Here is a 23,244-nt window from a genome sequence, read left to right as displayed (position 1 = left end):
TTAAGATTTAGGTTTAGCTACTCGGCGTACAAAGCCAAATTGGAAATCACCTCTTCAGGCTCAATGAATTCAGTTTCAATTTTCTCATTCTCCCTTACCATTCGTATACCGTCTAGCAGTATTTGGTCAGTTTCGATTAAACCTTTCTCGACTACAAAGAGGTGTGGTAACTCAGCACCAATGGTTATTTCTCGTTGTCTCACGATATTTTCCTCATCTATTACAAAAACATACTTTTTATTCATGACCTCAAAAGTTGCTTTTTGCGGAATTAGCATTGCTCTCGTAAAAGGCACATTCATAAGTATACTACCTGTTTCCCCATGACGAAGAATATTATTGGGATTTTCAAAAGTGGCGCGAAAGGCTATGTTTCCCGTTTCATTATTAAAGTCTGCCTCTATGGTCTCGATTATACCCATTTGGTCAAATACTTTGTTGTTCGCCAATAATAGATTCACTTCTCTGTGATTTTCTTTATCTGTGCTGATGATGTAATCTAGGTATTCCGCTTCCGGCACATTAAAATAGACCCACATTTTGCTATTATCGGATAGTGTGGTCAATAACTCGCCTTCATCTAAAAGACTTCCTTCCCTTACATGTAGATGGTTCATGATTCCATCGAAAGGTGCTCGAACATCGGTAAAGCCCAAATGGGTTTTGGCCAACGATACTTCTGCATTGGCCTTGTCTAAAGTTGCTTTGGCCATGGCCAGTTCATTCTCAGAAACCACATTACCCTCGGCCAATAACTTTGTATTCTTTAATTCTATTTCGGCAATTTTTGCTTCCGCTTCGGCCCTTTCTAAATCAGCTTGATACACATTAGGCATTATGGCGAACATTCTTTGGCCTTTTTTAAGAGATTGCCCCTCATCTACATAGATATTCTTTAAATACCCTCTCTCTAGAGCCCTGACTTCAATATGTCTTATGGAGTTTATTTGGGCAACGTAATCTTTGGTTATAGAGGTATCTTTCAATACCGGTGAGGTCACCATATACTTAGCTGCCTCATGTTTTTTGTTTGTTTTGGGTTCGCAACTGGTGTACAACAATACCACGATGAGACCCATGAACATAGCTAATGTTCTCATAGTCTTAAAATTTTTAAATGTTTGGTTTATGCTAAAATGACTGGTTGACACACGGCGAGTCTAAAAAAAATGAGCTCCCGAGCGCCTTGAATAAGAATTACACGACCAATAAACATTGGTCAAGAATGAGATGATATTAGATTCTGAAGACCTGAAATCTAATGTATTTTCTTAAAGGAGGATTAAGAAGATGGGGAATGTATTTAATTGCAAGTTGTTGCAATCTTTCATGAAGTAGTGCCAAAAAATGGGCATAAAAAAAGACGGTAAGAAAACCGTCTACTGCACTACCAAGAGCATATGATTCATTCTCTGAGTTTTCTTCTTCTTCAGTATCACCAATTTCTCCCAAAATCCTATTATGAGGTATGGGTCTTGATTGATTAGATACTTGAAAAACCGCTGAACCTATTGTTTCGCTAACACCCAAGTCAGCATCTACAATTTGAGTTAAATGATCATAAGTTGTTGGGTTATCAAATGAGTATGCGAAATTTGCCCCGTACCCATTCAAAAGAAGAATACACAGAAAAATAAGATTCTTTCTAAAAGCTGCTTTCATTCGGGCAACAAAATTATAGCATGGTCAAAGAGCCCACAACTAAGCGCTTGTTAAAAACAGTTAAATTATCTTCAGTAGGTCAATATTCTCTATCTATTCAAAAACTATTTTCTAAACAGTTTTTAATCTATACCAACTCTAAATGGCAAAAACTACAATTAAATAGGTTATAGAATTAATCATAACCTCTAACCTTTAAGGTTTTATTAATACTAATATTATCTTAAATCTCCTATTTTAGAAGGTACCATAAAATCAATCGGGCTCGCCAAAGCCCACTAACCTTCCAAATTAGATGAATAGCTCCTTATTTCTAAGGCAACGAACAAAAACGTATGGAGGTATTATACTGCTATTAGCATTATTTTTCTGGGGATGCTCTCCAAAACTTTCCAATGTTAGCCTGCCCATTGATAATATCGAAGAGTTCTCTTATTCGGGAAACGAAGTTATCGAAGATAAATGGTGGATGGCATTTGAAGATGAGCGCCTCAACATCATGATAGACAGTGCCCTTCGCAACAACTTTGACTTAGCGGCCACCTGGCAGCAATTTTTGGCCGCAAAGGCTACCGTTGCCCGCGAAGCTGCCGATAAATGGCCACAAATAGATGCTTCTGCCCAGTCGGCGATCAACTTACCCGAACCCGACTTTGTGGGAGGAGAAAATACGCAACTGGGGCTTTCCGCCAGCTACGAACTTGATATCTGGGGCAGAATACGAACAGCGGTACAAGCTGAAAAATTCAGGGCAGAGGCCAGTCTCTTTGATTATAGGGCCGCTGCCATTTCACTTTCGGCCGAAATAACCTCGACATGGTATCAATTATTGGCTGCTAGAAAACAGCTGGAAATTACCGAAAACCAAATCAAGACCAACGAGAATATTATACGATTAATTCGTTCCCGTTTCGTCGGGGGGCAAATCAGGGCCGTCGATATTCTTCGCCAGGCACAATTGTTAGAGAGTACCAAAGAGCAGCAAATTATATTTCAGACCAATGTAAGTCTGCTTGAAAACCAATTGGCCGTACTTCTGGGCGAGCAACCCCAAAAAGAACTCGCTTACGTTGCAAAAGAATTACCATCAATAAACAAATTACCTCAAGCGGGGCTTCCCTTGGAATTGGTACGAAGAAGACCTGATATTCAGCAATCTTATGCCCTTTTATTAGCTGCTGACCGTGATATGGCTTCTGCTGTACGCAACAAATACCCACGTATTTCACTAGGGGCAAGAGGTCAATTACGTTCGAATAATTTTGAGAACCTATTTGACAATTGGGCCTATTCCCTAGCCGGAAATATATTGGCTCCTCTTTTTTATGGCGGGCAATTTAAGGCCGAGGCCAACCGAACCGAAGCCATAAAGCAACAGCGACTTTTAGAATACGGACAAGCAACTTTGACCGCTTTTCAAGAGGTCGAGAACAGCATGGTTCAAGATGAAATGCAGAAAAAACGAATTGAAAACATAGCCCGTCAATTAGAACTTGCCGAAAAAAGCAATAAGCAACTGAGGGTTGAATTTCTTAACGGCTTTAGTCCGTATCTAGATGTTTTGTTAGGCCTGGATCAAGAGCAACAATTGAGAAGAGATTATGTAAATGCACAATTGCAACAAGTTCAGATTAGAATAGGATTATACAGGGCTTTGGCCGGCGGATTCGAGACCGAAAGAGCTTTAGATAACTGAAAGTAACATCGCTATATGAGTAACAAGAAAATATTATGGATTTGCCTCGCCATTATTGGAGGGGGCATCATCATCACTACGCTCATCTTCTCAACCGAGCCCGAGGCTCAACGAGAGGGTGCAAGTGTTGAGACTGCTATGCTAGTCGATATCATCAAGGTTGAACGGGGCACTTTCGAACCCGTTATCGTCGCGACGGGAACCGTACAACCCGTGGAAGACGTAACCTTGAGTCCACTAGTGTCTGGGCAGATTACCCGACGTGACCCAGCCTTTTCCCCTGGCGGGTTCGTTAAAAAAAATCAAGTACTCATGCAGATAGACCCTTCGGACTATCGCAATACTCTAGAGCTACGAAAAAGTGAACTCATGCAGGCGCAAACTACAATGACCACCGAGATGGGTAGGCAGCAAATTGCCGAACAAGACTTGCAGCTTATTTCAGATGATTCCCTTTTTGGCGGCAGCCCACTTTCAGATAATGAAAAACAATTGGTTTTAAGAAAACCTCAACTCAATGCGGTTAAAGCCAATATTGGAGCGGCGAAATCGGCAGTAAACCAAGCAGAACTTGACTTAGCACGAACTACCATTCGCGCTCCGTTCGATGCCCATATTTTGAGTCAGAACGTTACCAAAGGCTCTCAGGTCGCCCCTGGTGATAATCTAGGGCGCATTGTCGGCACAGATTTCTATTGGGTCACTGCAACCGTACCCGTAAATAAATTACGATGGCTGAGTTTTCCCGAAGGTGAATCGGATAGGGGTGCTTTGGTTCAAATTTCAAATCCTTCCGCATGGTCATCGGGCAAATCTCGTGAAGGCTATTTAGACAAGCAAATCGGCGCCTTGGATAATCAAACTCGATTGGCCAGGGTGTTGGTAAAAGTACCTGATCCATTGGCGACAAAACCGGAAAATAAGAATTCTCCAAAAATGATGATCGGAACTTTTGTCGATGTCAGTATTCAAGCTGACCCCATAGAAAATGTTGTTCGGTTGAACCGTGATTTTATTCGAAGTAATAATACGGTGTGGGTGATGAAAGATGAAAAATTAGAGATACGGGAAGTACAGATTGTTCTTAACGATGATGAATATTCTTATATCAGCGAAGGGCTTGCTGATGACGAACAGGTAGTAATTACCGACCTGAGTACGGTTACGAACGGTATAGGGCTACGTACCGAATCTGCAAGCAGCGAATAAAAAAGAAAGTAAATATGGCCGAACAAGAAAATAAGACATCGAGAAAAGAAGGGGCCATTGCCTATATGGCTCGAAACTCCATTGCTACCAACTTACTTATGTTGGTGTTACTGGGTGGTGGCATTTTCACTATGTACAACATACAGAAAGAGGTATTTCCTGAATTTCAGTTAGATTTTGTAGAGGTTGAAGTTGTTTACCCCGGGGCTTCGCCTGCAGAAGTAGAGCAAGGAGTACTGCAACCTGTTGAAGAAGCCGTGCGCGGCGTTCAAGGTATCAAAGAAATTGTTTCCGAAGCCAGTGAAGGTTCCGCTGAAATAAGTATTGAGTTGGTTGCCGGTACCGAACGAATGAAGGCATTTCAAGATATCGACCAAGCCGTAAATCGAATTCGCACCTTTCCCGATGATATTGAAAGACCCGAGGTTCGGCTACAATCAAGACAACGGGATGTTCTTCAAATCGGACTTTACGGCCAAGCGGATATTTGGACGCTCAGGCAACTGGCCGAACGCCTACGCACCATCCTGTTGAACAATCCGAAGATTACCCAGGTCGAATTAGGCAATGTGCCCGATTACGAAACCCATATCGAGGTGCCACGTAGCAACTTGCAAAAATACAATCTTACGCTTGGGCAGGTAGCCGAAATTATTCGCCAAAGTAGCAATGATGTTCCGGCCGGTGCGGTACAGACCCGAAGTGGTGAAATTCTGTTACGTATGCAAGAACGTAAACAGTGGGCGAAAGAATTCGGTAATATCACCATTGTTTCGTCAGAATCTGGAGCCAAGGTAGCTCTTAAAGATATAGCCACCATTACCGATGGTTTTGAAGAGGTAGGCTTTCACGGTCAGTTTAACCAAGAAAATTATGTTGAACTGCGAATTTTCAGGATCGGTGACCAATCGCCCCTTGAAATTGCCGATGCCGTAGAAAATCTCATGAAAGATTTTCAATTGCCACCTGGTGTAAAATATAGAACCGATAGTAACCGTGCCGCCGACTATAGAGAAAGACTTTCTCTATTGACCGAAAACGGTGTGCTCGCTATCGTAATTGTTTTGATCATACTCACCTTGTTCTTAGAATACCGACTGGCATTTTGGGTCATGATGGGTATGACCGTATCGTTTATTGGTGGTATGATTTTGCTGCCCTTGATAGGTATAAGCGTAAACATGATTTCTATGTTCGGTTTTCTGGTGGTCTTGGGTATCGTAGTCGACGATGCCATTGTGGTCGGTGAAAATGTTTATGAATATAGGCAAAAAGGGTTGAGCCCGATACAGGCAGCCATAGCGGGAACCAAAGATGTCTCATTACCTGTGGTTTTCAGTATTATCACCACTATCATTGCCTTTGTGCCCTTACTGTTTATGCCCGGCGAAACCGGAAAATTTTGGCAGCCCCTACCAGCAGTGGTAATAGTTATTCTTGCCGTCTCTTTATTAGAGGCGCTATTTATTCTACCTTCTCATTTGGGGCATTTAAAAAAGGAGAAGAACAAGAATAAATGGGTAGTGAAATTAGAAGGCTGGCAGCAAGCGTTCGCCAATACTTTCGACCGTTTTGTAGAAAACCGATACCGCCCTTTTTTAGACCTTTGTCTGAGGTACCGTTATATTACCTTAAGTGCTGCCGTGGCATTGTTGTTGGTTGTTGGAGGCTTTGGTTATAGCGGGCATATGGGTATGATCATGATGCCCGAAGTGGCTGCAGATGAAATCGAAGCTGGCGTACGTTTGCCGGTTGGAACGACACCGGACCAAGCTGCCAAGGTAGCTCATGATATTTCACAGTCAACCCAACGTATGTTCGAAGAGCATAACCTTTACGAAGTAGCAGAGGGAATAAAAACCAATGTTAGAGGCCAAAATTTCATAGATGTGGAGATTGTGATGCTACCCCCAGATCAGCGTGACATCACCGCTGCCGAGGTAATAGCCCTATGGCGCGATAATATCGGAGATATTGAAGGGGTTGACCAAATCACCTTTGAGGCCGAGCGTGGCCCTGGTGGGGCGAGACAAGATATTAGTGTAGATCTTAGCCATTCTGATATAGATGTACTTGAAAAAGCAAGTACCGCTTTTGTTGAACGCATGAGAAGTTTTTCGAATACCCGCGATGTTACGGACAACTACAATAAAGGCAAGCTACAATATGACTTTAAATTATTACCGCAAGGGCGTAATTTAGGATTGACTTCGGATGAAGTCGGCCGCCAAGTTCGCGATGCCTTTTTCGGAGCTTTGGCGATGCGCCAACTTCGAGGAATGAATGAAACCGAAGTGCGTGTGAAACTTCCCCTAGAGGAGCGGAAGGATATTAAAAACCTTGAAAATCTTCTTATACGAACTTCGAGCGGGGTTGAAGTACCGCTGATGGATGTAGTAGAAGTCGAACAAAAAGAAGCTTTTACCAGTATTAACCGCAGAGATGGCCGACGGGTAGTAAATGTGGGTATGGATGTGGAACCTGCAAATACCGTGGGACGCGTAATTGCCTCTGTACAAGAGGAAACCTTACCTCAACTGCGGGCCGATTTTCCGGGACTGACATGGACATTCGAAGGGAGCCAGGCCGACATGCGGGAAAGCACAAACACTCTGAAGGCGGGTTTTTCCATCGCTATGCTATTAATTTACGCATTATTGGCCGTTGCCTTTAGCAGTTATATTCAACCACTCATTGTAATGACCGCCATCCCCTTTGGTATCGTAGGTGCCGTGATAGGCCATATTCTTTTAGGTTATGACCTTTCTTTGGTCAGTTTAATGGGGGTAATTGCCCTCTCAGGAGTGGTCGTAAATGATTCACTTATCATGATAGACTATGCCAACAAACGTCGTAAAGAAGGCGACGCCATATACAAATCGATTCATGAAGCGGGTCTCAGAAGGTTTAGGCCTATTATGCTTACCACCATGACCACATTCGGAGGATTGGCACCTATAATTCTTGAATCATCGAGCCAAGCCTTTCACTTGATTCCTATGGCCATCTCATTGGGCTTCGGAATCGTTTTCGCCACTGCAATCATTTTGGTCATCGTACCCTGTCTTTATTTAGCGTTAGAAGATTTGAGGTTGTTGGTCAAAAAAGGGGATACAGTTCAACAAGTGGATGTACTCAGTTAGCCTCATTACAATAGTGAAACAAAAAAACCGGCCCTAAGGCCGGTTTTCTTTCTCAGATATCGGGGGAATTCATTATCTGATTACTATTGAACCTCCAAAAGTTTTATCTTCTTCAACTTGCTCGGGGTTCCCGAAAATTTCAATTGTACCTCCAGCCGTTACGTTAGCTTCAACATATTCTTTTGAATTTACATATGCTTTTCCTCCTGCAAACACAGTAACCTCCGTTTGATCGGCGGTCATCTCTTCTGCATGATATTCACCACCAGAACGTATTGATGCTTCTTGGTTAGGAGCATTACCGGTCACCCAAATTTTTCCACCAGAAATAGCCTTGACATCTAAATTTCTTGTATCAACGCCTGTGCGTATTTGAGCACCCTCTTGCGACCGTAGCTTTACGAACTTATGCTCTAAATTACTTTCAGACGTGATTTTTGAGCCTTCATTGGCATCAATTAAACTTAAATCATCTGTATAATGTAGTTCAACATAAGTTTCGTTTCCATCTAGAAATTCATCTACTTCCATTCTAACTTTAAGAAGTCCGTTATCATTACTGATTTTTACTTCGTCAGCATCATCCCCAGTAATTATCGCTTTATTTTCAGACGATTTTATCAAGGTCAGGTTAATTCTGTCGAACACCTTTAATTCATTAAAAGTATTGAGTACCATAGTTGTTTTTTGTGCTATCGCAGTAACTGAGCACAGTAATAATGCTAGAAAAAAAATTCTAAAATGCTTCATCTTCCAATTATCCATAATCTATTTATTTTTAGAAAATTATTCAAAACTCCGGTGAAAAGGTCGTGGGTTAAGCCTCTGGGCTTCCAAAGAATACAGCTGAAACAATTATACCCAAGACTAAAACTACCAGAAAAGCTATTATAATATAGGTCGCAGTCTTGGTCTTCGTATTTTTCTGCAGAATATAATTATCATGTTGTTCATGTTCTTCTTTAACGAAATCGGTTTTTTCAGAACCTTGTTTCATGTCTATTTCTTGCTTGGTAGCCATATCTTATCTTTTAAAAATTAATAACGCAAGCTATCAATATCTGATACCTCAACTTAGTGCATTCAAAAAAAATAGTATTCTAATTGATAAGAAGATAAATAAATAGTCATGGAGAAACGGTTTCTATTTGTCGAATAAATTTAATAGAACCCTCTTATCATATTCGTTCTCAACATTTCTCTCAACCCCATCTTCAATGGCTTTTAATTCAAGTAGAACCGCATCAACATCTTCTTGCGAAAGATTTTGGTGCTTAGAGATGAAGATTAGTGCATTAACCAATTCGTACATCACCGTACTATCATGTTTGGCATATAGTCTTATAGGTTGAATCAGTATCCGCATAAGTTCTTTCGCAGGTACATGGTTTTTGATGATTATTAAATTTTCTTGTTCAAAAGGCTCTGAACTAATCTTAGGAAACTGCATGAATAGCGCCAATAAACTTCCGAGTTTTGTGACAGCGTCAATAGCAGTTCCGGGATCGTTTATACCGGGTGACATGGCTTTCACCGCTATTTCCATTAATTTTATCATTCCCCCGATACCCTTATCACTTTCATGTCTATCAGAAGATATGGTTAGGCAAAAAATCAGATTTTCTTTCTCTGTATCGGTTAGGCTCTCGCGTACCTTAATTACGGGACTCCCCTGCCAAATATGCTCATTTAGATAAGGTATTATTTCAATCTGATTGTCTTTCTCCTTTAAATCATCATTCATCAAATCAGGATCAAAACCACGAAAATAGCCAGTCTTAGTTGCGTTGAGAACTATCCAGCCTTCCGTATCCACTAGTTGAAGCCCCACCTTTGAGCCCTGGTCTTTTTCAAGTTCTGTATTTAAGAAGTTTTTGCAATGCAAATAAATACTATCTATGATATTATGGATGTGAATTGCACTTGAAATACTGTGGATAAAATAAACAAAGAGACCTATGCAAATTAAGCTAGCAAAAGCTGCTAGCATTGTCGATAGCCCCAAAGCACTTGTTTCAATACCATAAGCCCCTAAAGAAATAAGCACTATGGTACAATATAAAAGGGTACCTATATAAAATGCCAAAATCAGTTGATGCCTTTTATTGGAAATAAGACCCGGCAACAAACGGGGCGAAAAGTTAGAAGAGGCCTGATTTAAGACCACCATTACCATAGTAAAACTAAACACTGTTAGTGAAAGGATACCCCCAATGAAAGTTGAAAGCATAGATCTTGCCGTTTCGTAGTCTTCAATAAGTAAAAAAGGGATTTTTTCTTTTAACGTTTTGATAATTTCAGAACTGTCTAACCTAACAGCTATAATGGCCAAAACAACAGATAAGATTGCGATTACTACGGGGTAGAACGCTATACTCTGAAGCACTTTACGATAAGTGCGCTTTAAAACTTTTAGAATGGTTTTCATTTCTAGTGATAGAGTTGTCGACCAATATTAATTATAACCATAACTTGTAGATGGCCTTTTCATAACAATTATTACCTTATTTAAAATCAGCTTATTGGCTCTTGAAATTTTACAGTCAACCTAATTTCGGATTGAGCAAAAACAAGCCGTATACCTTCTCTATTTTTGAGCCATTGATACAAAGCATTACAATTAGTTTGGTTGGTTGTTAGAGAATGGTTTCGGCGTACTACAGTTGCCGGAGCCATTTTCATCTCTCAAACCCCCTTAAAAATTTGGACTCATGAATATTTTTGAAGCACTAAGAAACGATCATGATATTCAGCGTGATTTGCTGGAGAAGTTGGTAGACACCTCTGGAGACTCTAAGACCAGAGATGAGATTTTCAAAAAGTTAAGAACCGAATTGGAAGTTCACGCAGATGCCGAAGAAAGATATTTCTACAAACCTTTGATAGATAGCGACAAAACTCAAGATAAAGCTAGGCATAGTATTGCCGAACATCATGAAATTGACGAACTTATCGAAAAATTGGAAGAGACCGACTATTCATCATCAGCTTGGTTGAAAATAGCCAAAGATCTACAGGAAAAAGTGGAGCACCATTTAGATGAAGAAGAACATGAGGTATTTCAAATGGCTGGCAAGGTACTATCGGAAAAAAACAAAAAGAGTTTAGCCAAGGACTACGAAGACCACATGGCTAAAGAAAGATAAATAAGATATTCTCCTCAGATGGCCGTAAAAACTATCGATAAAAAACTGTTACAACAGTTGATAGATTCCCCCGAAACGGCTATTGAGCATTTAGATTTAGTATATGTTACCGATAAACAATTATCGATTACCAGAAAAAAACTAAAGGACGATTACACGTACTACTCCCCTACAGGGCCTCTTACCAAAAAACAGCATTTAGAACGTATTAACAAACTAGTAATACCACCTGCTTGGCAAGAAGTACGAATCACTCATTTGCCCAACGGGCATCTACAAGCTATAGGCAAAGACCTTAAGCAACGTAAACAATATCGATACCACAGTTTATGGACAAAAGTTCGTAACCAGACCAAATTCTATCGCATGGGTATGTTCGGTGAAGCCCTTCCCAAAATCAGAAAGCAAGTAGATATTGATATTCAACAAAAGGGATGGCCAAAAAGTAAGGTTATGGCTCTGATCGTAAAACTTATGGAGGAAACCCACATTCGTATTGGTAATGAACAATATGCCCGTCGCAATAAGTCGTACGGATTAACCACCTTGCGCAAAAAACATGTCAATATTTTTAAAGACAATATCAAGTTTCATTTTACCGGCAAAAAGGGTAAGGAACATAATATTACCCTTCGCAATAAAAAACTCATCAACCTTGTGAGCAAATGTGAAGAAATACCAGGCTGGGAACTTTTTAAATTTTATGATTCAAATGGGGAAAAGCAAGATATCGATAGTGATATGGTCAATGAATATATTAGAAGAATTAGTGGTCATTCGTATACTGCCAAAGATTTTAGAACCTGGGCTGCATCCGTGGTATTCTTCGATACTTTGATGGATATTGGCGCCACTATAGATGAAACCGAGAACCATAAAAATATACTTGCCGCTTTTGATGCTGCCGCAAAGGCATTGGGCAATACCAGAAATGTGTGCAGAAAATACTATGTACACCCACTGATCGTAATGTCATATAAAGATGGTGCTCTGACCGAAGTTTTTGAAAAGGCCGATAAATTTGAAAGTGACGATTATTTCACAGCTTCTGAGAAAGCTATTCTAGAGAAAATAAAAAACTTTAATCCACTTACGGCATTGCAGGTATAACTAATCTACACGCTCAACTTCGCTCTCACTTTTTAAGACATAATCGCCGTCATCTTGCTTTATGTAAAGCGCCTTGTTACCCTCTTCTCCTTTTCGAGTAACTTTATTGCCCTTAATCGTTTTTGATATTTCTTCTGCGTAGGATTCTTCCACTTTTCCTTGAGCGGTACCGCTACCCCATTTCCATTTTACTATACTTCCTTCTTTAATCATAACATTATCGATTTTAAGCAAATTCATTAAAAATTACACTAATTACGAACCCTATTCGCTTCGATGTTAGCTTTAAAGCTAATAAGCGCAAAGGCATCAATTCTTTTCGTTATCGAACAAATGAAGCAGACTGACCTCACTTAAATTTGGGTAATTACATGGGTTGGCATACGGCATACCGCCCTTGTTTGATATGTTTAAACTAATGCCGCTAATTCTAATCCACATTAAATTATGACATATACAGAAAAAGTTGGAGAAAAGTTAAACACTTTACTAGAAAGAACTTATGACGCCGAAAGAGGTTTCAAAAAAGCAGCTGAAAATGTTGAGAATGAAAATCTTAAGGGATATTTTCAAAATAAGGCCCAAGAACGATATGATTTCGGACATGAGCTAAAAACAGAAATAAAACAATTTGCTCAAGAAATTGACAAGGGCGATAGTTTTGCCAGTAAGGCTCACCGTTCTTGGATGGATATAAAAAACTTTTTCGCCGCAAACTCAGAAGAGGCAATGTTAGAAGAAGCAATCAAAGGTGAAAAAGCCGCCATCGATGAATATCAAGACGTTCTAGACGAAACGAACTTACCCCCAAGTACTGAGACTTTGCTGACACAGCAGAAAAATAAAATTGCTAGCGGTCTCACGAACATTAAAAAATTGGAAGATATCGCATAAATACAATAAGTATTTTAGTAAAAGCATCGGTAAATACCGATGCTTTTTTTTGGTTTCACCCGAACGAGGTTAATATCCAATGGAATGCAGACACCATGTCAAACCACTATATAACAAGCTATTAACAAACGGTCAATCTCTAAAAAAAGAAGTGAAGAGCACTCTAGATGCATCAATTTTGAATTGGATACGGTCAAACGCAACAACTAGATTTTCGCAATTTTACATCATACCAATAAGGAAAAACCATAGGGGTATACATAAAATTTATATTAACCTAAAACAGATAAATTATGTTACGTTGGACAGTTATTTTCGTCATTTTGGCTATAGTAGCCGCAGTATTCGGTTTTGGTGGTATCGCCGCTGGTGCTGCTAGTATCGCAAAAATACTATTCTTTATATTTCTAGTATTGTTCGTTATCTCCCTATTTATGGGTAGAAAAAAGATATAATCTAACACTTATTTTATACTAATATTAATCTTTAAAATATATTAAAATGAAAAAATCAGCATATTATTTTTTAACCATGTTCGCCCTAGTATTCTCACTAAGTGCTTTTAATAGTTGTAGAGAGGAAAAATCTACTGGAGAAAAAATGGAAGATACCATGGATGAAGTCGGAGATGACATCGAAGAAGGAGCCGAGGATATGAAAGATGAAGTTGAAGATGCCGTTGACGATAACTAGAATAAGTCTAGTTTCGATATAATTATTTTAGTGCAAAACGGATTTTTCAATTTTGAAGAATCCGTTTTGTGATTTTAAACCTTAAAAACAAAATCATGGAAAATTACGCAAAGCATGAAAAAGATATAATTCGAAAGTATGAGGCTAAAGGCTATAGTCAAAATTTTCGCTTCGACTCTGGAAAATTAGTTGACACTGAAAGTAAACAAAGTTATACCCCAAAGCAGATTAAGGTTGTTGAAGAACATCGTTACGAAGGTATGAGTAACCCCTCAGATCTATCGATTCTGTACGTGATAGAAACCACTGACCAAACCAAGGGAATTTTTCTAATGGCCTACGGCCCTAATGCAGATGTCGATACTGCTGAATTCTTTAAAGAAATTCCTAAAGAGAATTTTGTTGAGAACGAATAGCAATCTTTTGATTATCAAAAAAGGGCAGCCAACAAACTTATAATTGTGGGTTGCCCTTTTTTTAACCATATCAGCGGGTCGAACCTAGTTATTACGAAGTGCCGATATCAATTCTTCTTTATTCATTTTAGACCGACCAGGTATGCCAATATCTTTGGCCTGTTGGTAAAGCTCGTCTTTTGAACGCTTTTCATACGGCTTTGCCTTGCCTCCTTTTTTACCCGAATTCTCGGTATTCGCAATACGGGCCGACTTCTCTTGACTATAGCCTTTTTCTCTCAGGGCTTCGTATTGTTCTTCGTTTTTTATACTTGGTCTATCCATAGTACTAATTTTAAAAAACCGCAGCCTAGATATTATAAGTATCAAGTTGCGGCTCTAGGGTGAAATATTAGGTGAAATATTAATTGTTTATTTTATTGCTGCTCAGTAGGCATTATATACACATCGTTAATGTTCGCTCTTTGCGGTTGACTTAACGCATAGCTAATAGCCTCTGCGATATCGTCAGCCTCCAAAGGTGTCATTTTCTTCATTTCTGATAAATTTTCCTTTATATCTTCATCCGTAATGGTATCCATCAGTTCGGTATCAACCAAACCTGGTTCAATTGAAGTAACATTAATACCATATTTTGGAGCTAGTTCTTGACGCAGACCTTCAGAAAACATTTTTACTGCCGCTTTTGTCGCGCAATAAACAGATCCGCCCGGAAAATATCGATGTGCCGCACTGGAAGAAATGTTTATAATGTGACCTGACTTTTGGTCCATCATGGTAGGCAAGACAGCAGCAACGCCGTTCAATACGCCCTTAATATTTACATCGACCATAGTTTCCCATTCATCAGTTTTTAGTTTCTTGATGTACGACAACGGCATGAGACCGGCATTGTTCACAATAGCATCTATTCTTCCAAATTTTGAAAGCGTGTTTTCCGTTAAAGTCTTAAAATCATCCTTCTTGGTCACATCGGCAGTTATAGCCAATGCTACACCACCTTTATCTTCAATCTTTTTTTTGATTTCATTCAATTTTTCTTCTCTTCGAGCCGTAAGTACCACCTTAGCGCCCAAGGCCGCCAATTTCGTTGCGGTCGCTTCGCCTATTCCACTTGATGCACCTGTTATTATCACAACTTTATTTTCCAAATCCATTTAAATAATTTTTATAATTAATAATATTCTAAATTTAAGTTGGGTCGACCCGGCTTGTTAGCTGTTTTACAAATAATATTGATGCCATAATACCTACAAAAAAAGAAGGTACTTAAAGTACAAATCGACCATTTTTTGATTTCGGCCAATTCTATCTATATTCAATAAAAATCAGGGATATCGTTAGACAATTACGTAAAAGTGTCATTAATTCATTGTTTAATATTTCTATCTTTGACAGTTAGGTCTTTGATACTTTATTTTGTCACATGAAATTTCGCCTAAACTACACCCCTAGTGAACTGATTCAAAAGGTGGTAGCTGAACAATTAAATAGGATGGGAGTCTCTTTTTCTTTCAACGAATTAGGGCAACTAGTTCTAGATGGTAAAATTTCTGGCGATATAATGGCGCAAATTACAGAGAGGTTGAGAAAACTTGGCATTACTTTGTCTGAGGCCGGTATGAACAGCATCGTTGGTGATATTAAAAATGCCATCGAAGAATTGGTTTATTCCGAAGACATACGTAAAACTACAATTTCAGTTTATCTGTCAAACAAATTAGGATATTCGTATTCGTACTTATCCAACCTGTTTTCAGAGGAAACGTATACCTCGATTGAGAATTTTATTATATTGCGAAAAATAGAGTATACCAAACGCCTGATTCTCGAAGAAGACATGAGTCTCACCGAGATTGCATATAAATTAGATTATAGTAGTGTTGCCCATTTATCCGGGCAATTTAAAAAAGTAACTGGTTTAACCCCCACAACCTTTTTGAGAATATTACAAAGAAGAAAAACCAAGAACACTTAAAAGAATACCCATATGAGTACTAAACCCATGAAGGTGGTGCTTGTAGACGACGACGAAGACGATAGAATGTTTTTTGCCGATGCCTTACAGGAAATAGAATTGGAAACCGACTTACAAGAATTTCACAACGGACAAGAACTGTTGAATTTTTTAAACGATTCGGATCTCGACCATCCACAACTTATATTCTTGGATTTGAATATGCCCGTTATGAATGGTTTCGAATGTCTGAAAAAAATTCGTACCAACCCAAAATTAAAAGATTTAGTAGTCGCTATTTACTCAACTTCTTCTTCAGAAAGAGATATTGAGGAAACTTTCGTAAATGGCGCTAACATCTATATCAACAAACCCAATAAATTCGAAGAATTAAAAAAGACTATTGCCCAAGTCGTTAAGCGAAATTGGCAGTATGAAGAAAATGAAATGGACAAAACTAATTTTTTGTTCAGAATATAATATATATACATGGCTGACCTAGGCAATGTTGGTAAAACCAAAACGGGCATATTACCCTACGTCTTACTTTTACTACTTGCGGTTATCGTTTTGTTTTACATTTCGTATACTTCTTTCAAGCAAAATTCAGCCCTAAGAAAGTCTACCGAACTTGTATCACAAACTCAGAATACGATCAGTGAAATAAATATGCTTTTCGCAAATTATTCAAGTACTCAAGCCGCAGGCGTGCAGTACTTGATAACGAGCGACAGTACCTATTTAATACCTATCAAAGATTATGTAGAGGAGAGTAATTCTAGTCTTAAAAGGTTAAAATTACTGGTGGGCGATAATAAAAGTCAACTCGCCCGTCTTAAAAGAGTACCCGAATTTAGCCGGCTTCTCTTTGAAGAACTACAATCACTTGAAAAAGAAAATGCCCGATCGATATTACAATCGAAGACCTTAAGAAAGAAAATACATACTATAGATGACTATCGTGATAGTCTAATGGCCATCGAGGAAGCTATGATCGAATCGGAGTATAATATGCTCAAGTCTCGAAAAAATGCTTACGACTCAAATGTAACCCTAACTCCCACACATATTTTATACTCGGCACTTTTCGCATTAGGCATTCTCATGTTCGCTTTTACCAAAATAAATATGGATAGAAAGCAGATGGATACGACCGGGGCTTTTCTACGAAATATTTTGGACAGTACCGACAACACCGTGAATTTTTACGAACCGGTCAGAGATAAAACTCAAAAAATAATCGATTTTACTATTGGTTATACCAATGCAAAAGACAAAAAAGACTTCAACATCAATTCTAAACAAGCCATTGGTAAGAAGTTCACCGAAGTGTTTCCCTTTCTTGGTAATAAAGAGTATGTTGATTTTCTAACAAGTGCCATTGAAGAAAACAAGACCCTTGTTAAAGAAACCGCTTATGACATCGATGGTAAAAAAGTTTGGTTGCATACCACAGCCTCACCACTCAATCACGGCGTGAGTACAACTGTTCGAAATACTACGGTAGAAAAAGAAGCTGAGCAAAAATTGTTGGCCTTGAACACTCAGCTTGAAACACAAAATCATGAACTGGCCCAAACATCCGGTTTTCTCAAAAACTTGGTTTCATCTTTTCAATATATCATAAGTTATTTTCAAGCTATACGTAACGATGATGGTGAAATAATCGATTTTAAAATTATTTACACCAATGAGAAGATAAAGGAGCTTATGGGGCGACCTTCGCATGAGTTCGAGGGTAAGTTGGTTTCCAAAGTGTATCCATTTCTATTTGAAAACGGCAGTTTTGACCTTTATAAGAAAGTAATAGAAACCGGAGATGGTGCGGAAACGGAACAAGAATATGATTTGCCTGGAGGACATTTTGCTTTTTGCAACGAAATAACCAAGCTAGATGACGGTGTTACGGTTCTTTCGCAGGATATTACTTTACGCAAAGCAGCTGAGAATGAATTACGACGATCGAAAGATGCCTTAGAAGTTCAAAACACCATATTAAACGATGCCGAGAGAATAGCGGGAATAGGTAGCTACAATCTAGACATCGACAGTGGCCAAATGGAATATTCTGACAATGCATATCGTCTGTTCGGCTATAAACCCGGAGAATTCGAACCCTCTTTCGACAGGTTTCTTTCATTCTTAAGCCCTGGCGATGCGAAACAGTTAAGGAACAAAGACCTAGAGACCTTAAAGAAAAAAAGCCGAGGTAAGAGCAAATACAAGGTAAAAACGAAAACCGGTAAAACAAAGTATATGTCTTCAATGGCACATTTTTTAGAAAAGGATGGCCGGTCATATATGGTCGGGGTCATTCGTGACATAACCGACAAAACCAAAAATGAACAGAATTTAAAATTAAAGAACAGGGCGCTAAAAAGAACCAATGCCGAACTTGAGTCTTTTAATCGAGTGGCCAGTCATGATCTGCAAGAACCCCTAAGAAAGATTCAAATGTTCATTAGTCGGCTTTCTGATTTCGATAAGAATAATTTGTCTGAAAAAGGGCAAAAATATTTAGATAAAATCGAAGATTCTGCTAATAGAATGCAGTTACTGATCAGAAACCTGCTCTCTTATTCGCGCATCTCGGAAGAAATCAACGAGCCTATAAAGATAAATCTCAACGGAGTTTTCAATAAGGTTCTAGAAGACTTTTCTGAACGGATAGATGAAACCGGGGCGACAATTACCGTTCCTGATTTGCCAGCAGTTCATGGTACTGGTTTTCAATTAGAACAGCTCTTTAGTAACTTAATTTCGAATGCGCTAAAATATAAGAAACATAATGAATCGCCCATTATAAATGTGGCATACGAAATACTGGAACATAAGCAATTGGAATCAGGCTTGAATCTGCCTAAATCAAAATACTTAAGCTTGACCGTTAGTGATAATGGTATTGGTTTCGAACAAGAGCAAAGTCATAAAATATTTGAACTTTTCGAAAGGCTTCACGAAAAACACGCATACACCGGCACCGGCTTAGGTCTCGCTATTTGCAAAAAAATTGTTGAAAACCACCGCGGTCATATTCATGCAACCAGTGAGCCAAATAAAGGTACAACCTTTAACATTTTACTTCCCTACAGTTAACATCTCCTTATTTATCCTCTAAGTTATTTTATGGTAATCTAATTCTTTAAGACGTTCGTTTTAAATGAAATAACTGTCTAATTACATAATTATATAACCGTTTCTAAAAATTGTGTAAGAAACTAAAGCCTCTTATGATACATATTTGCATGTATCACAAAGGTGCATATCTATGTGATGTATTAACAACCACTAAAACAACACAATCATGAGAACGCTTTCACTTCATTCACTTTCATTAGAAAAAAATTTAAATTCGATCAACCTAGTTTTGGGAGGCTCTATTAGCGATGCCGGCAATGAACGTGTTTTACAATTTGACAATGATTTCGGAACAGGCACCATCACAGCCATAACCCTTGAAGGAGGTCTATCTTTCTTACAATATGATGTCTGCTTTAGCGAAGACACTAAAATCACAAATGACCCAACTCCTTCAAACCCCTTATACTTCATGTATTGCCTAAAGGGTCATCTATATCAGAAATTTCAGGATTATCGGGATAAACTGCTTTTAGATGAATTTCAAACGGCAATTATGGGCGGTACAAGCCATATTAATGAACTTTCATTTCCGAGCAATCAGAAAGTCAAACTTTGTATTATCAGTGCGGTCGATACCACTGCTGATGCTGATAGCGCTTTGCCCAGCAGCTTAAAACAGACCATGATGCAGCTATTCTCTCATGGTAAAGAACAAGATAAACCCATCAGATATTTTGGAACTTACAATCTTCGTATCGGAGAGCAATTGGCACAAATAGAAAAAATTAGACAAGAAGGCCTTGTGAAAAAATTACTGGTCGAAGGTATCTTGAACCTTACTTTAGCTATGGAAATTGAGCATTTAAAATCTGACTTGGAGAACGAGCAGAACCCCTCTGGTTCGCTCACCCAATATGAGCTTAAATGCATTAAAGAGGTTTCTAGAAAAATCGAGGAACATCCTGAGATTCAATACAGCATTAAATCCATTTGTTTAGAGTGTGGTCTTTCTGCCAGTAAATTACAAGAAGGCTTTAAACTTTTACACGGCAAAACCGTTTCAGACTTTATAAGAAATGAAAGGTTGAATACCGCTGAAAGGTTGATATCTACTACTGACATGAACATTTCAGAAATTGTTTATACCGTAGGGTTATCAAGTAGAAGTTATTTCTCGAAAATATTTAAGAGAAGATATAACTGTAGCCCCAAAACATATCAAGACAACAAAAAATCATTGGCAGCCTCAGCATAAACAGCACAATGACTATGAAGAAGAGCCGGCTTTGTTTATGAAGCCGGTTTTTTTCTACCTATAACTTAATAAGATAAAACCTTATTGATTTTTGGCATTTTCAGCATCATCAAAATCAACTTCATTATCAACGACACCCTTGTAAGCACTGATCCAAGCGTTCTTCACCAAATTAAAAATCGTTGGCAGCACCTTAGATTTCACTTGATTTAAATCACCCTCAATAGGAACTTTAGTGGCCAATGTATTATTACCTTGATTTTTCAAGATAAACTTGAAGAAGCCTACGAAGCCTTCCCATAACTTCTCAAAAAACTTATCCTCTTTTTCAATTAGTTTAGAATCTCTCAACAAAGGTTTAATATATCCGGTCAAAAAACCATCGGCAATAGCAATTTCACTATATAAATTAAAATCTCCCTCTGCAAAATCAATTCCTGCATAATGATTTGTAAAGTCATTAAAGGCTGTTACAGAAGCATTCTCCAACGAAAAGGAAGCATCCATATCAGGAATTTCTTTAACAAGGTCCATTTTTCCATCCAACGTAACTTTTCCCTCACCTATAGAGGTAGCGGTGGCATGTACGGTAGAAGGTAATTCTCTTTCGGTTCGAACTACATTTCTGAGATTAGTGGCATTAAGGTTAACTTCATTTAAATAAAGGTCTATGGTAGGGTCTGCCGTAAGTTCGACGAAGGCGGCTTTACCATTGATTATTTTCAGATTGTTGATATCGATGGGCACCAAATCGGTAAGTGCTTTTGACCAATCTTCAATATCAGGGTCTGATAGGCTATCGCCCTGTTGATCCTCGAAAACATAAATGAATTCTGGTCTGGTCATTACTATTTCACTTACAATTTTACCCTTGAGAAGTGACTTCCACTCTACCGAAATATCTGTTACACCAAGATTTAGAAACGGCACCTCAGAATCTGCATTGACCTTGTTCAGGTAAAGACTATCGATTACATAAGCTCCTCGCACAAGCGCAATATCAATATCTTTCACTTGACCGTAATACCCCGGAATATCGGCCAAAACGTTATTCACATAGTTCTTGACTATAAAAGGCAAGAGTAACCGAAATGCTACCAACAAAATTATAATGGTTACAGGTACTATATATCGCTTCTTTTTTATTCGCCTACGCTTGTTTATATTTTCCTTCATAATTTACTTGCTTTAGAAGCATTCAACTACTCTTTCTCGCTTTTACCGATCAGGGTATTCACTGTGCCGTCTTGTACATTCAACCATAAATAATTGAAAAATGATTTGGTGGGGTCTCTTTGAACCTCGATGGTACCATATCGAAACCCATCTTCATCGGAATTCGAACCATCATTAATGAACAATTTACCGATGAAAGTCAATAACTTATTGACTCCCAAACGATTTTTCTTGAGTACAGCGAATTCAAAATCTTCGTAATTCATTTTGATATCTCCTGAAGATGAAATAGCATCGCCACTTATAGTAAAATACATTCTATTGATGTTTCCTTTGGCCTTTGCCCTTAAACTAGATTCCAAGTAGCTATTTACACTTTTAGATTTAAAATCTTTGATTACCCCTGAAGCAGTAAAAGCATCATTCTGCTGATTAATGTCGAATGACCAATTTAATTCAATAGGAGCATGATTCATTAAAAGAGCGCTGGCTTTGATTTTGGTTTTCTTTTGGCTATCTGATAAGTTGTCTACATCGGTTATTGTCGCATTCAATTCATCGAAAGAAACTCTACCAGGTGCCACACCTGAAGTGATTAGTTCACTATAAACAAGGTTGCCGTTATCAATGTTAATTTCTGGAATCTCTATATCTATAGGAAGTTCTCGCAGCATTCTACTATACAGACGCTTCTTTTTCAAATCATCGTCAACCAATTTATCTCTATAGATTTCAGCCGTCGGATTTAGAATTCTTCCGCTTCCTGTAGAAACAAATAAAGTGTCTCCCGTAAAACCAATTTCAATGGAATCAACTATAGTCTCCGGTATTTTCAAATCGATATGATCTCGTTCAACACTTATTTTTTTAGAAAGTTCCGATTTGCTGAATTTGGTATTCAAATTCAAATTATTTATTTGTAATCTCCCATTTTCTAGACTTAGGTTGGCTACATTTAGTTCTTCAAAAGTTCCTAGATTAAGATAGAGATCCTTCAACGCAAGATGGTACTCCCCATAAATCACCGGTATTTTTTCTCTAATTTGTGACGGGCCGGTTTCAGCATCATATACCTCGAAATTGATATCTTTTGTATTAAATGTGAGACTATCTTTGTTGTGCAGCGTAAGTTCTCCGTTCTTGACCGTTAATCTTTCTACTTCAATAGTCTTTAGCAAAGAAACTACGCCCCGGCGTTCTTTGTTTTTATTCGATACTACCTTATCTAAATAATGGTGTACCCTTGGTTGATCCAGTTCTAAAACTTCGACTTGAATACGCTCATTCATGAAGAAATGCCAGTAATTTAAGTCGATTAAATTCAACGATCTAAGTTGAATGTTAGAATGTTCAGTTAGAGAGTCTCGATTTTTTAAACGTAGATCAATTTCTTTTAATTCTATACTGCCCGAGAGAATATCGGCATTCAATTGCTGGTAACTCAATTGCACATGTGGAGGTAATTTTCTATTTAAAAAATCACCCACCCAAGATTCCGCCTTAATATGAGCAAATGCTAAACCGGCCACAATTATCAACAATAGCGTTAGAGTAATTATGACTAGAGGATGTTTTGGTATTAATCGGGCATTTGCCATGATTCTACAACTTGATTGTTATAACCTACAATTAGGTTGTTTACAAGCTGATTTCATAACGCTTTCCGATTTATGTTTGACCTGAACGCACTTGGGCCTTTGAAAAAGTTCATATTTCACTATATTGAAAAAAACCGTATAAAAATCAGACTCTGAAAAGTATTTCCCTCATTGTCCCATATCTAATGCGCTATATCTGCATCCTAGT

At 38.4% G+C, this 23,244-nt stretch carries 23 protein-coding genes; 13 read left to right on the top strand and 10 right to left on the bottom strand.

The annotated features are described in order from the left end of the window. Positions 1–17 precede the first annotated feature (17 nt). Positions 18–1,100, bottom strand: a complete 1,083-nt coding sequence (locus IV512_RS13300) for an efflux RND transporter periplasmic adaptor subunit (RefSeq protein ID WP_209404149.1) — start codon at positions 1,098–1,100, stop codon at positions 18–20. 136 nt (positions 1,101–1,236) lie between these two features. Then, complete coding sequence (locus IV512_RS13295) at positions 1,237–1,662, bottom strand: hypothetical protein (RefSeq protein ID WP_209404147.1); 426 nt, start codon at positions 1,660–1,662, stop codon at positions 1,237–1,239. A gap of 295 nt (positions 1,663–1,957) precedes the next feature. On the opposite strand from IV512_RS13295, the gene IV512_RS13290 reads away from it, so the two are divergent. Genes IV512_RS13290 through IV512_RS13280 form a run of 3 tightly spaced genes read left to right on the top strand, consistent with a single transcriptional unit; the run spans position 1,958 to position 7,710 of the window. Beyond that, the gene (locus IV512_RS13290) at positions 1,958–3,358 is read left to right on the top strand and encodes an efflux transporter outer membrane subunit (protein WP_209404145.1); all 1,401 of its coding nucleotides are present in this window, start codon (positions 1,958–1,960) and stop codon (positions 3,356–3,358) included. Between the two features lie 15 nt (positions 3,359–3,373). Continuing rightward, complete coding sequence (locus IV512_RS13285) at positions 3,374–4,567, top strand: efflux RND transporter periplasmic adaptor subunit (protein WP_209404143.1); 1,194 nt, start codon at positions 3,374–3,376, stop codon at positions 4,565–4,567. Between the two features lie 14 nt (positions 4,568–4,581). Then, entirely contained in the window at positions 4,582–7,710 is a 3,129-nt protein-coding gene (locus tag IV512_RS13280) for an efflux RND transporter permease subunit (RefSeq protein ID WP_209404141.1), read from the top strand. Between the two features lie 72 nt (positions 7,711–7,782). Here IV512_RS13280 and IV512_RS13275 read toward each other — a convergent pair whose 3' ends face one another. The 3 genes from IV512_RS13275 to IV512_RS13265 form a co-directional block, all read right to left on the bottom strand. Then, positions 7,783–8,475 (bottom strand): head GIN domain-containing protein, encoded by a 693-nt coding sequence (locus tag IV512_RS13275; RefSeq protein ID WP_209404139.1) that lies wholly within the window; start codon positions 8,473–8,475, stop codon positions 7,783–7,785. A 52-nt stretch (positions 8,476–8,527) separates the two neighbouring features. After that, positions 8,528–8,731, bottom strand: coding sequence for a hypothetical protein (locus IV512_RS13270; RefSeq protein WP_209404137.1), 204 nt, complete (start codon positions 8,729–8,731; stop codon positions 8,528–8,530). 123 nt (positions 8,732–8,854) lie between these two features. After that, positions 8,855–10,138, bottom strand: a complete 1,284-nt coding sequence (locus IV512_RS13265; RefSeq protein WP_209404135.1) for a DUF2254 domain-containing protein — start codon at positions 10,136–10,138, stop codon at positions 8,855–8,857. A gap of 283 nt (positions 10,139–10,421) precedes the next feature. Between IV512_RS13265 and IV512_RS13260 the strand changes: the two genes are divergently transcribed. Further along, positions 10,422–10,856: a hemerythrin domain-containing protein gene (locus IV512_RS13260; protein ID WP_209404133.1), complete on the top strand. Its 435-nt coding sequence runs from the start codon at positions 10,422–10,424 to the stop codon at positions 10,854–10,856. An 18-nt stretch (positions 10,857–10,874) separates the two neighbouring features. After that, positions 10,875–11,966, top strand: coding sequence for a DNA topoisomerase IB (locus IV512_RS13255; protein WP_209404131.1), 1,092 nt, complete (start codon positions 10,875–10,877; stop codon positions 11,964–11,966). On the opposite strand, the gene IV512_RS13250 is transcribed toward IV512_RS13255, so the two are convergent. Further along, entirely contained in the window at positions 11,967–12,179 is a 213-nt protein-coding gene (locus IV512_RS13250) for a DUF2945 domain-containing protein (RefSeq protein ID WP_209404129.1), read from the bottom strand. A gap of 234 nt (positions 12,180–12,413) precedes the next feature. On the opposite strand from IV512_RS13250, the gene IV512_RS13245 reads away from it, so the two are divergent. From IV512_RS13245 to IV512_RS13230, 4 genes are all read left to right on the top strand, one after another. Further along, positions 12,414–12,860 carry a PA2169 family four-helix-bundle protein gene (locus IV512_RS13245; protein ID WP_209404127.1) on the top strand — a complete coding sequence of 149 codons (447 nt, stop codon included), beginning with the start codon at positions 12,414–12,416 and terminating at the stop codon, positions 12,858–12,860. A 293-nt stretch (positions 12,861–13,153) separates the two neighbouring features. Further along, on the top strand, positions 13,154–13,315 hold the full coding sequence (locus IV512_RS13240; protein ID WP_100869410.1) for a DUF1328 domain-containing protein: 162 nt from the start codon (positions 13,154–13,156) through the stop codon (positions 13,313–13,315). Positions 13,316–13,361: 46 nt separating this feature from the next. Then, positions 13,362–13,553 carry a hypothetical protein gene (locus IV512_RS13235; RefSeq protein WP_209404125.1) on the top strand — a complete coding sequence of 64 codons (192 nt, stop codon included), beginning with the start codon at positions 13,362–13,364 and terminating at the stop codon, positions 13,551–13,553. Between the two features lie 95 nt (positions 13,554–13,648). Further along, a complete protein-coding gene (locus IV512_RS13230; protein ID WP_209404123.1) occupies positions 13,649–13,969 on the top strand; it encodes a hypothetical protein in 321 nt (106 codons plus the stop codon). 84 nt (positions 13,970–14,053) lie between these two features. Here the strand turns inward: IV512_RS13230 and IV512_RS13225 are convergent, their stop codons facing one another. Both IV512_RS13225 and IV512_RS13220 read right to left on the bottom strand, forming a co-directional pair. Further along, entirely contained in the window at positions 14,054–14,293 is a 240-nt protein-coding gene (locus IV512_RS13225) for a Rho termination factor N-terminal domain-containing protein (RefSeq protein WP_209404122.1), read from the bottom strand. Between the two features lie 92 nt (positions 14,294–14,385). Then, positions 14,386–15,126 carry an SDR family oxidoreductase gene (locus IV512_RS13220; protein WP_209404120.1) on the bottom strand — a complete coding sequence of 247 codons (741 nt, stop codon included), beginning with the start codon at positions 15,124–15,126 and terminating at the stop codon, positions 14,386–14,388. Positions 15,127–15,395: 269 nt separating this feature from the next. Between IV512_RS13220 and IV512_RS13215 the strand changes: the two genes are divergently transcribed. From IV512_RS13215 to IV512_RS13200, 4 genes are all read left to right on the top strand, one after another. Beyond that, positions 15,396–15,947: an AraC family transcriptional regulator gene (locus IV512_RS13215; protein WP_209404118.1), complete on the top strand. Its 552-nt coding sequence runs from the start codon at positions 15,396–15,398 to the stop codon at positions 15,945–15,947. A gap of 12 nt (positions 15,948–15,959) precedes the next feature. Next, entirely contained in the window at positions 15,960–16,406 is a 447-nt protein-coding gene (locus tag IV512_RS13210) for a response regulator (protein WP_209404116.1), read from the top strand. Positions 16,407–16,415: 9 nt separating this feature from the next. Beyond that, complete coding sequence (locus tag IV512_RS13205) at positions 16,416–19,022, top strand: ATP-binding protein (RefSeq protein ID WP_209404114.1); 2,607 nt, start codon at positions 16,416–16,418, stop codon at positions 19,020–19,022. 208 nt (positions 19,023–19,230) lie between these two features. Then, a complete protein-coding gene (locus IV512_RS13200; RefSeq protein ID WP_209404112.1) occupies positions 19,231–20,262 on the top strand; it encodes a helix-turn-helix domain-containing protein in 1,032 nt (343 codons plus the stop codon). Positions 20,263–20,343: 81 nt separating this feature from the next. Here the strand turns inward: IV512_RS13200 and IV512_RS13195 are convergent, their stop codons facing one another. Continuing rightward, complete coding sequence (locus IV512_RS13195; protein WP_209404110.1) at positions 20,344–21,438, bottom strand: DUF748 domain-containing protein; 1,095 nt, start codon at positions 21,436–21,438, stop codon at positions 20,344–20,346. Between the two features lie 26 nt (positions 21,439–21,464). Then, entirely contained in the window at positions 21,465–23,036 is a 1,572-nt protein-coding gene (locus IV512_RS13190; RefSeq protein ID WP_209404108.1) for a hypothetical protein, read from the bottom strand. Positions 23,037–23,244: the final 208 nt, after the last annotated feature.

The organism is Pseudozobellia sp. WGM2, from assembly GCF_017810075.1.
GTDB lineage: Bacteria > Bacteroidota > Bacteroidia > Flavobacteriales > Flavobacteriaceae > JADNYK01.
Note: the sequence above shows the minus strand (reverse complement) of the source record. Positions and strands in the feature narration are given on the sequence as shown.

What these genes read in the sequence shown, in the direction of transcription:
- IV512_RS13300 (WP_209404149.1), bottom strand. Translation starts at nt 1,100, where the DNA reads ATGAGAACATTAGCTATGTTCATGGGTCTCATCGTGGTATTGTTGTAC.
- IV512_RS13295 (WP_209404147.1), bottom strand. Translation starts at nt 1,662, where the DNA reads ATGAAAGCAGCTTTTAGAAAGAATCTTATTTTTCTGTGTATTCTTCTT.
- IV512_RS13290 (WP_209404145.1), top strand. Translation starts at nt 1,958, where the DNA reads ATGAATAGCTCCTTATTTCTAAGGCAACGAACAAAAACGTATGGAGGT.
- IV512_RS13285 (WP_209404143.1), top strand. Translation starts at nt 3,374, where the DNA reads ATGAGTAACAAGAAAATATTATGGATTTGCCTCGCCATTATTGGAGGG.
- IV512_RS13280 (WP_209404141.1), top strand. Translation starts at nt 4,582, where the DNA reads ATGGCCGAACAAGAAAATAAGACATCGAGAAAAGAAGGGGCCATTGCC.
- IV512_RS13275 (WP_209404139.1), bottom strand. Translation starts at nt 8,475, where the DNA reads ATGGATAATTGGAAGATGAAGCATTTTAGAATTTTTTTTCTAGCATTA.
- IV512_RS13270 (WP_209404137.1), bottom strand. Translation starts at nt 8,731, where the DNA reads ATGGCTACCAAGCAAGAAATAGACATGAAACAAGGTTCTGAAAAAACC.
- IV512_RS13265 (WP_209404135.1), bottom strand. Translation starts at nt 10,138, where the DNA reads ATGAAAACCATTCTAAAAGTTTTAAAGCGCACTTATCGTAAAGTGCTT.
- IV512_RS13260 (WP_209404133.1), top strand. Translation starts at nt 10,422, where the DNA reads ATGAATATTTTTGAAGCACTAAGAAACGATCATGATATTCAGCGTGAT.
- IV512_RS13255 (WP_209404131.1), top strand. Translation starts at nt 10,875, where the DNA reads ATGGCCGTAAAAACTATCGATAAAAAACTGTTACAACAGTTGATAGAT.
- IV512_RS13250 (WP_209404129.1), bottom strand. Translation starts at nt 12,179, where the DNA reads ATGATTAAAGAAGGAAGTATAGTAAAATGGAAATGGGGTAGCGGTACC.
- IV512_RS13245 (WP_209404127.1), top strand. Translation starts at nt 12,414, where the DNA reads ATGACATATACAGAAAAAGTTGGAGAAAAGTTAAACACTTTACTAGAA.
- IV512_RS13240 (WP_100869410.1), top strand. Translation starts at nt 13,154, where the DNA reads ATGTTACGTTGGACAGTTATTTTCGTCATTTTGGCTATAGTAGCCGCA.
- IV512_RS13235 (WP_209404125.1), top strand. Translation starts at nt 13,362, where the DNA reads ATGAAAAAATCAGCATATTATTTTTTAACCATGTTCGCCCTAGTATTC.
- IV512_RS13230 (WP_209404123.1), top strand. Translation starts at nt 13,649, where the DNA reads ATGGAAAATTACGCAAAGCATGAAAAAGATATAATTCGAAAGTATGAG.
- IV512_RS13225 (WP_209404122.1), bottom strand. Translation starts at nt 14,293, where the DNA reads ATGGATAGACCAAGTATAAAAAACGAAGAACAATACGAAGCCCTGAGA.
- IV512_RS13220 (WP_209404120.1), bottom strand. Translation starts at nt 15,126, where the DNA reads ATGGATTTGGAAAATAAAGTTGTGATAATAACAGGTGCATCAAGTGGA.
- IV512_RS13215 (WP_209404118.1), top strand. Translation starts at nt 15,396, where the DNA reads ATGAAATTTCGCCTAAACTACACCCCTAGTGAACTGATTCAAAAGGTG.
- IV512_RS13210 (WP_209404116.1), top strand. Translation starts at nt 15,960, where the DNA reads ATGAGTACTAAACCCATGAAGGTGGTGCTTGTAGACGACGACGAAGAC.
- IV512_RS13205 (WP_209404114.1), top strand. Translation starts at nt 16,416, where the DNA reads ATGGCTGACCTAGGCAATGTTGGTAAAACCAAAACGGGCATATTACCC.
- IV512_RS13200 (WP_209404112.1), top strand. Translation starts at nt 19,231, where the DNA reads ATGAGAACGCTTTCACTTCATTCACTTTCATTAGAAAAAAATTTAAAT.
- IV512_RS13195 (WP_209404110.1), bottom strand. Translation starts at nt 21,438, where the DNA reads ATGAAGGAAAATATAAACAAGCGTAGGCGAATAAAAAAGAAGCGATAT.
- IV512_RS13190 (WP_209404108.1), bottom strand. Translation starts at nt 23,036, where the DNA reads ATGGCAAATGCCCGATTAATACCAAAACATCCTCTAGTCATAATTACT.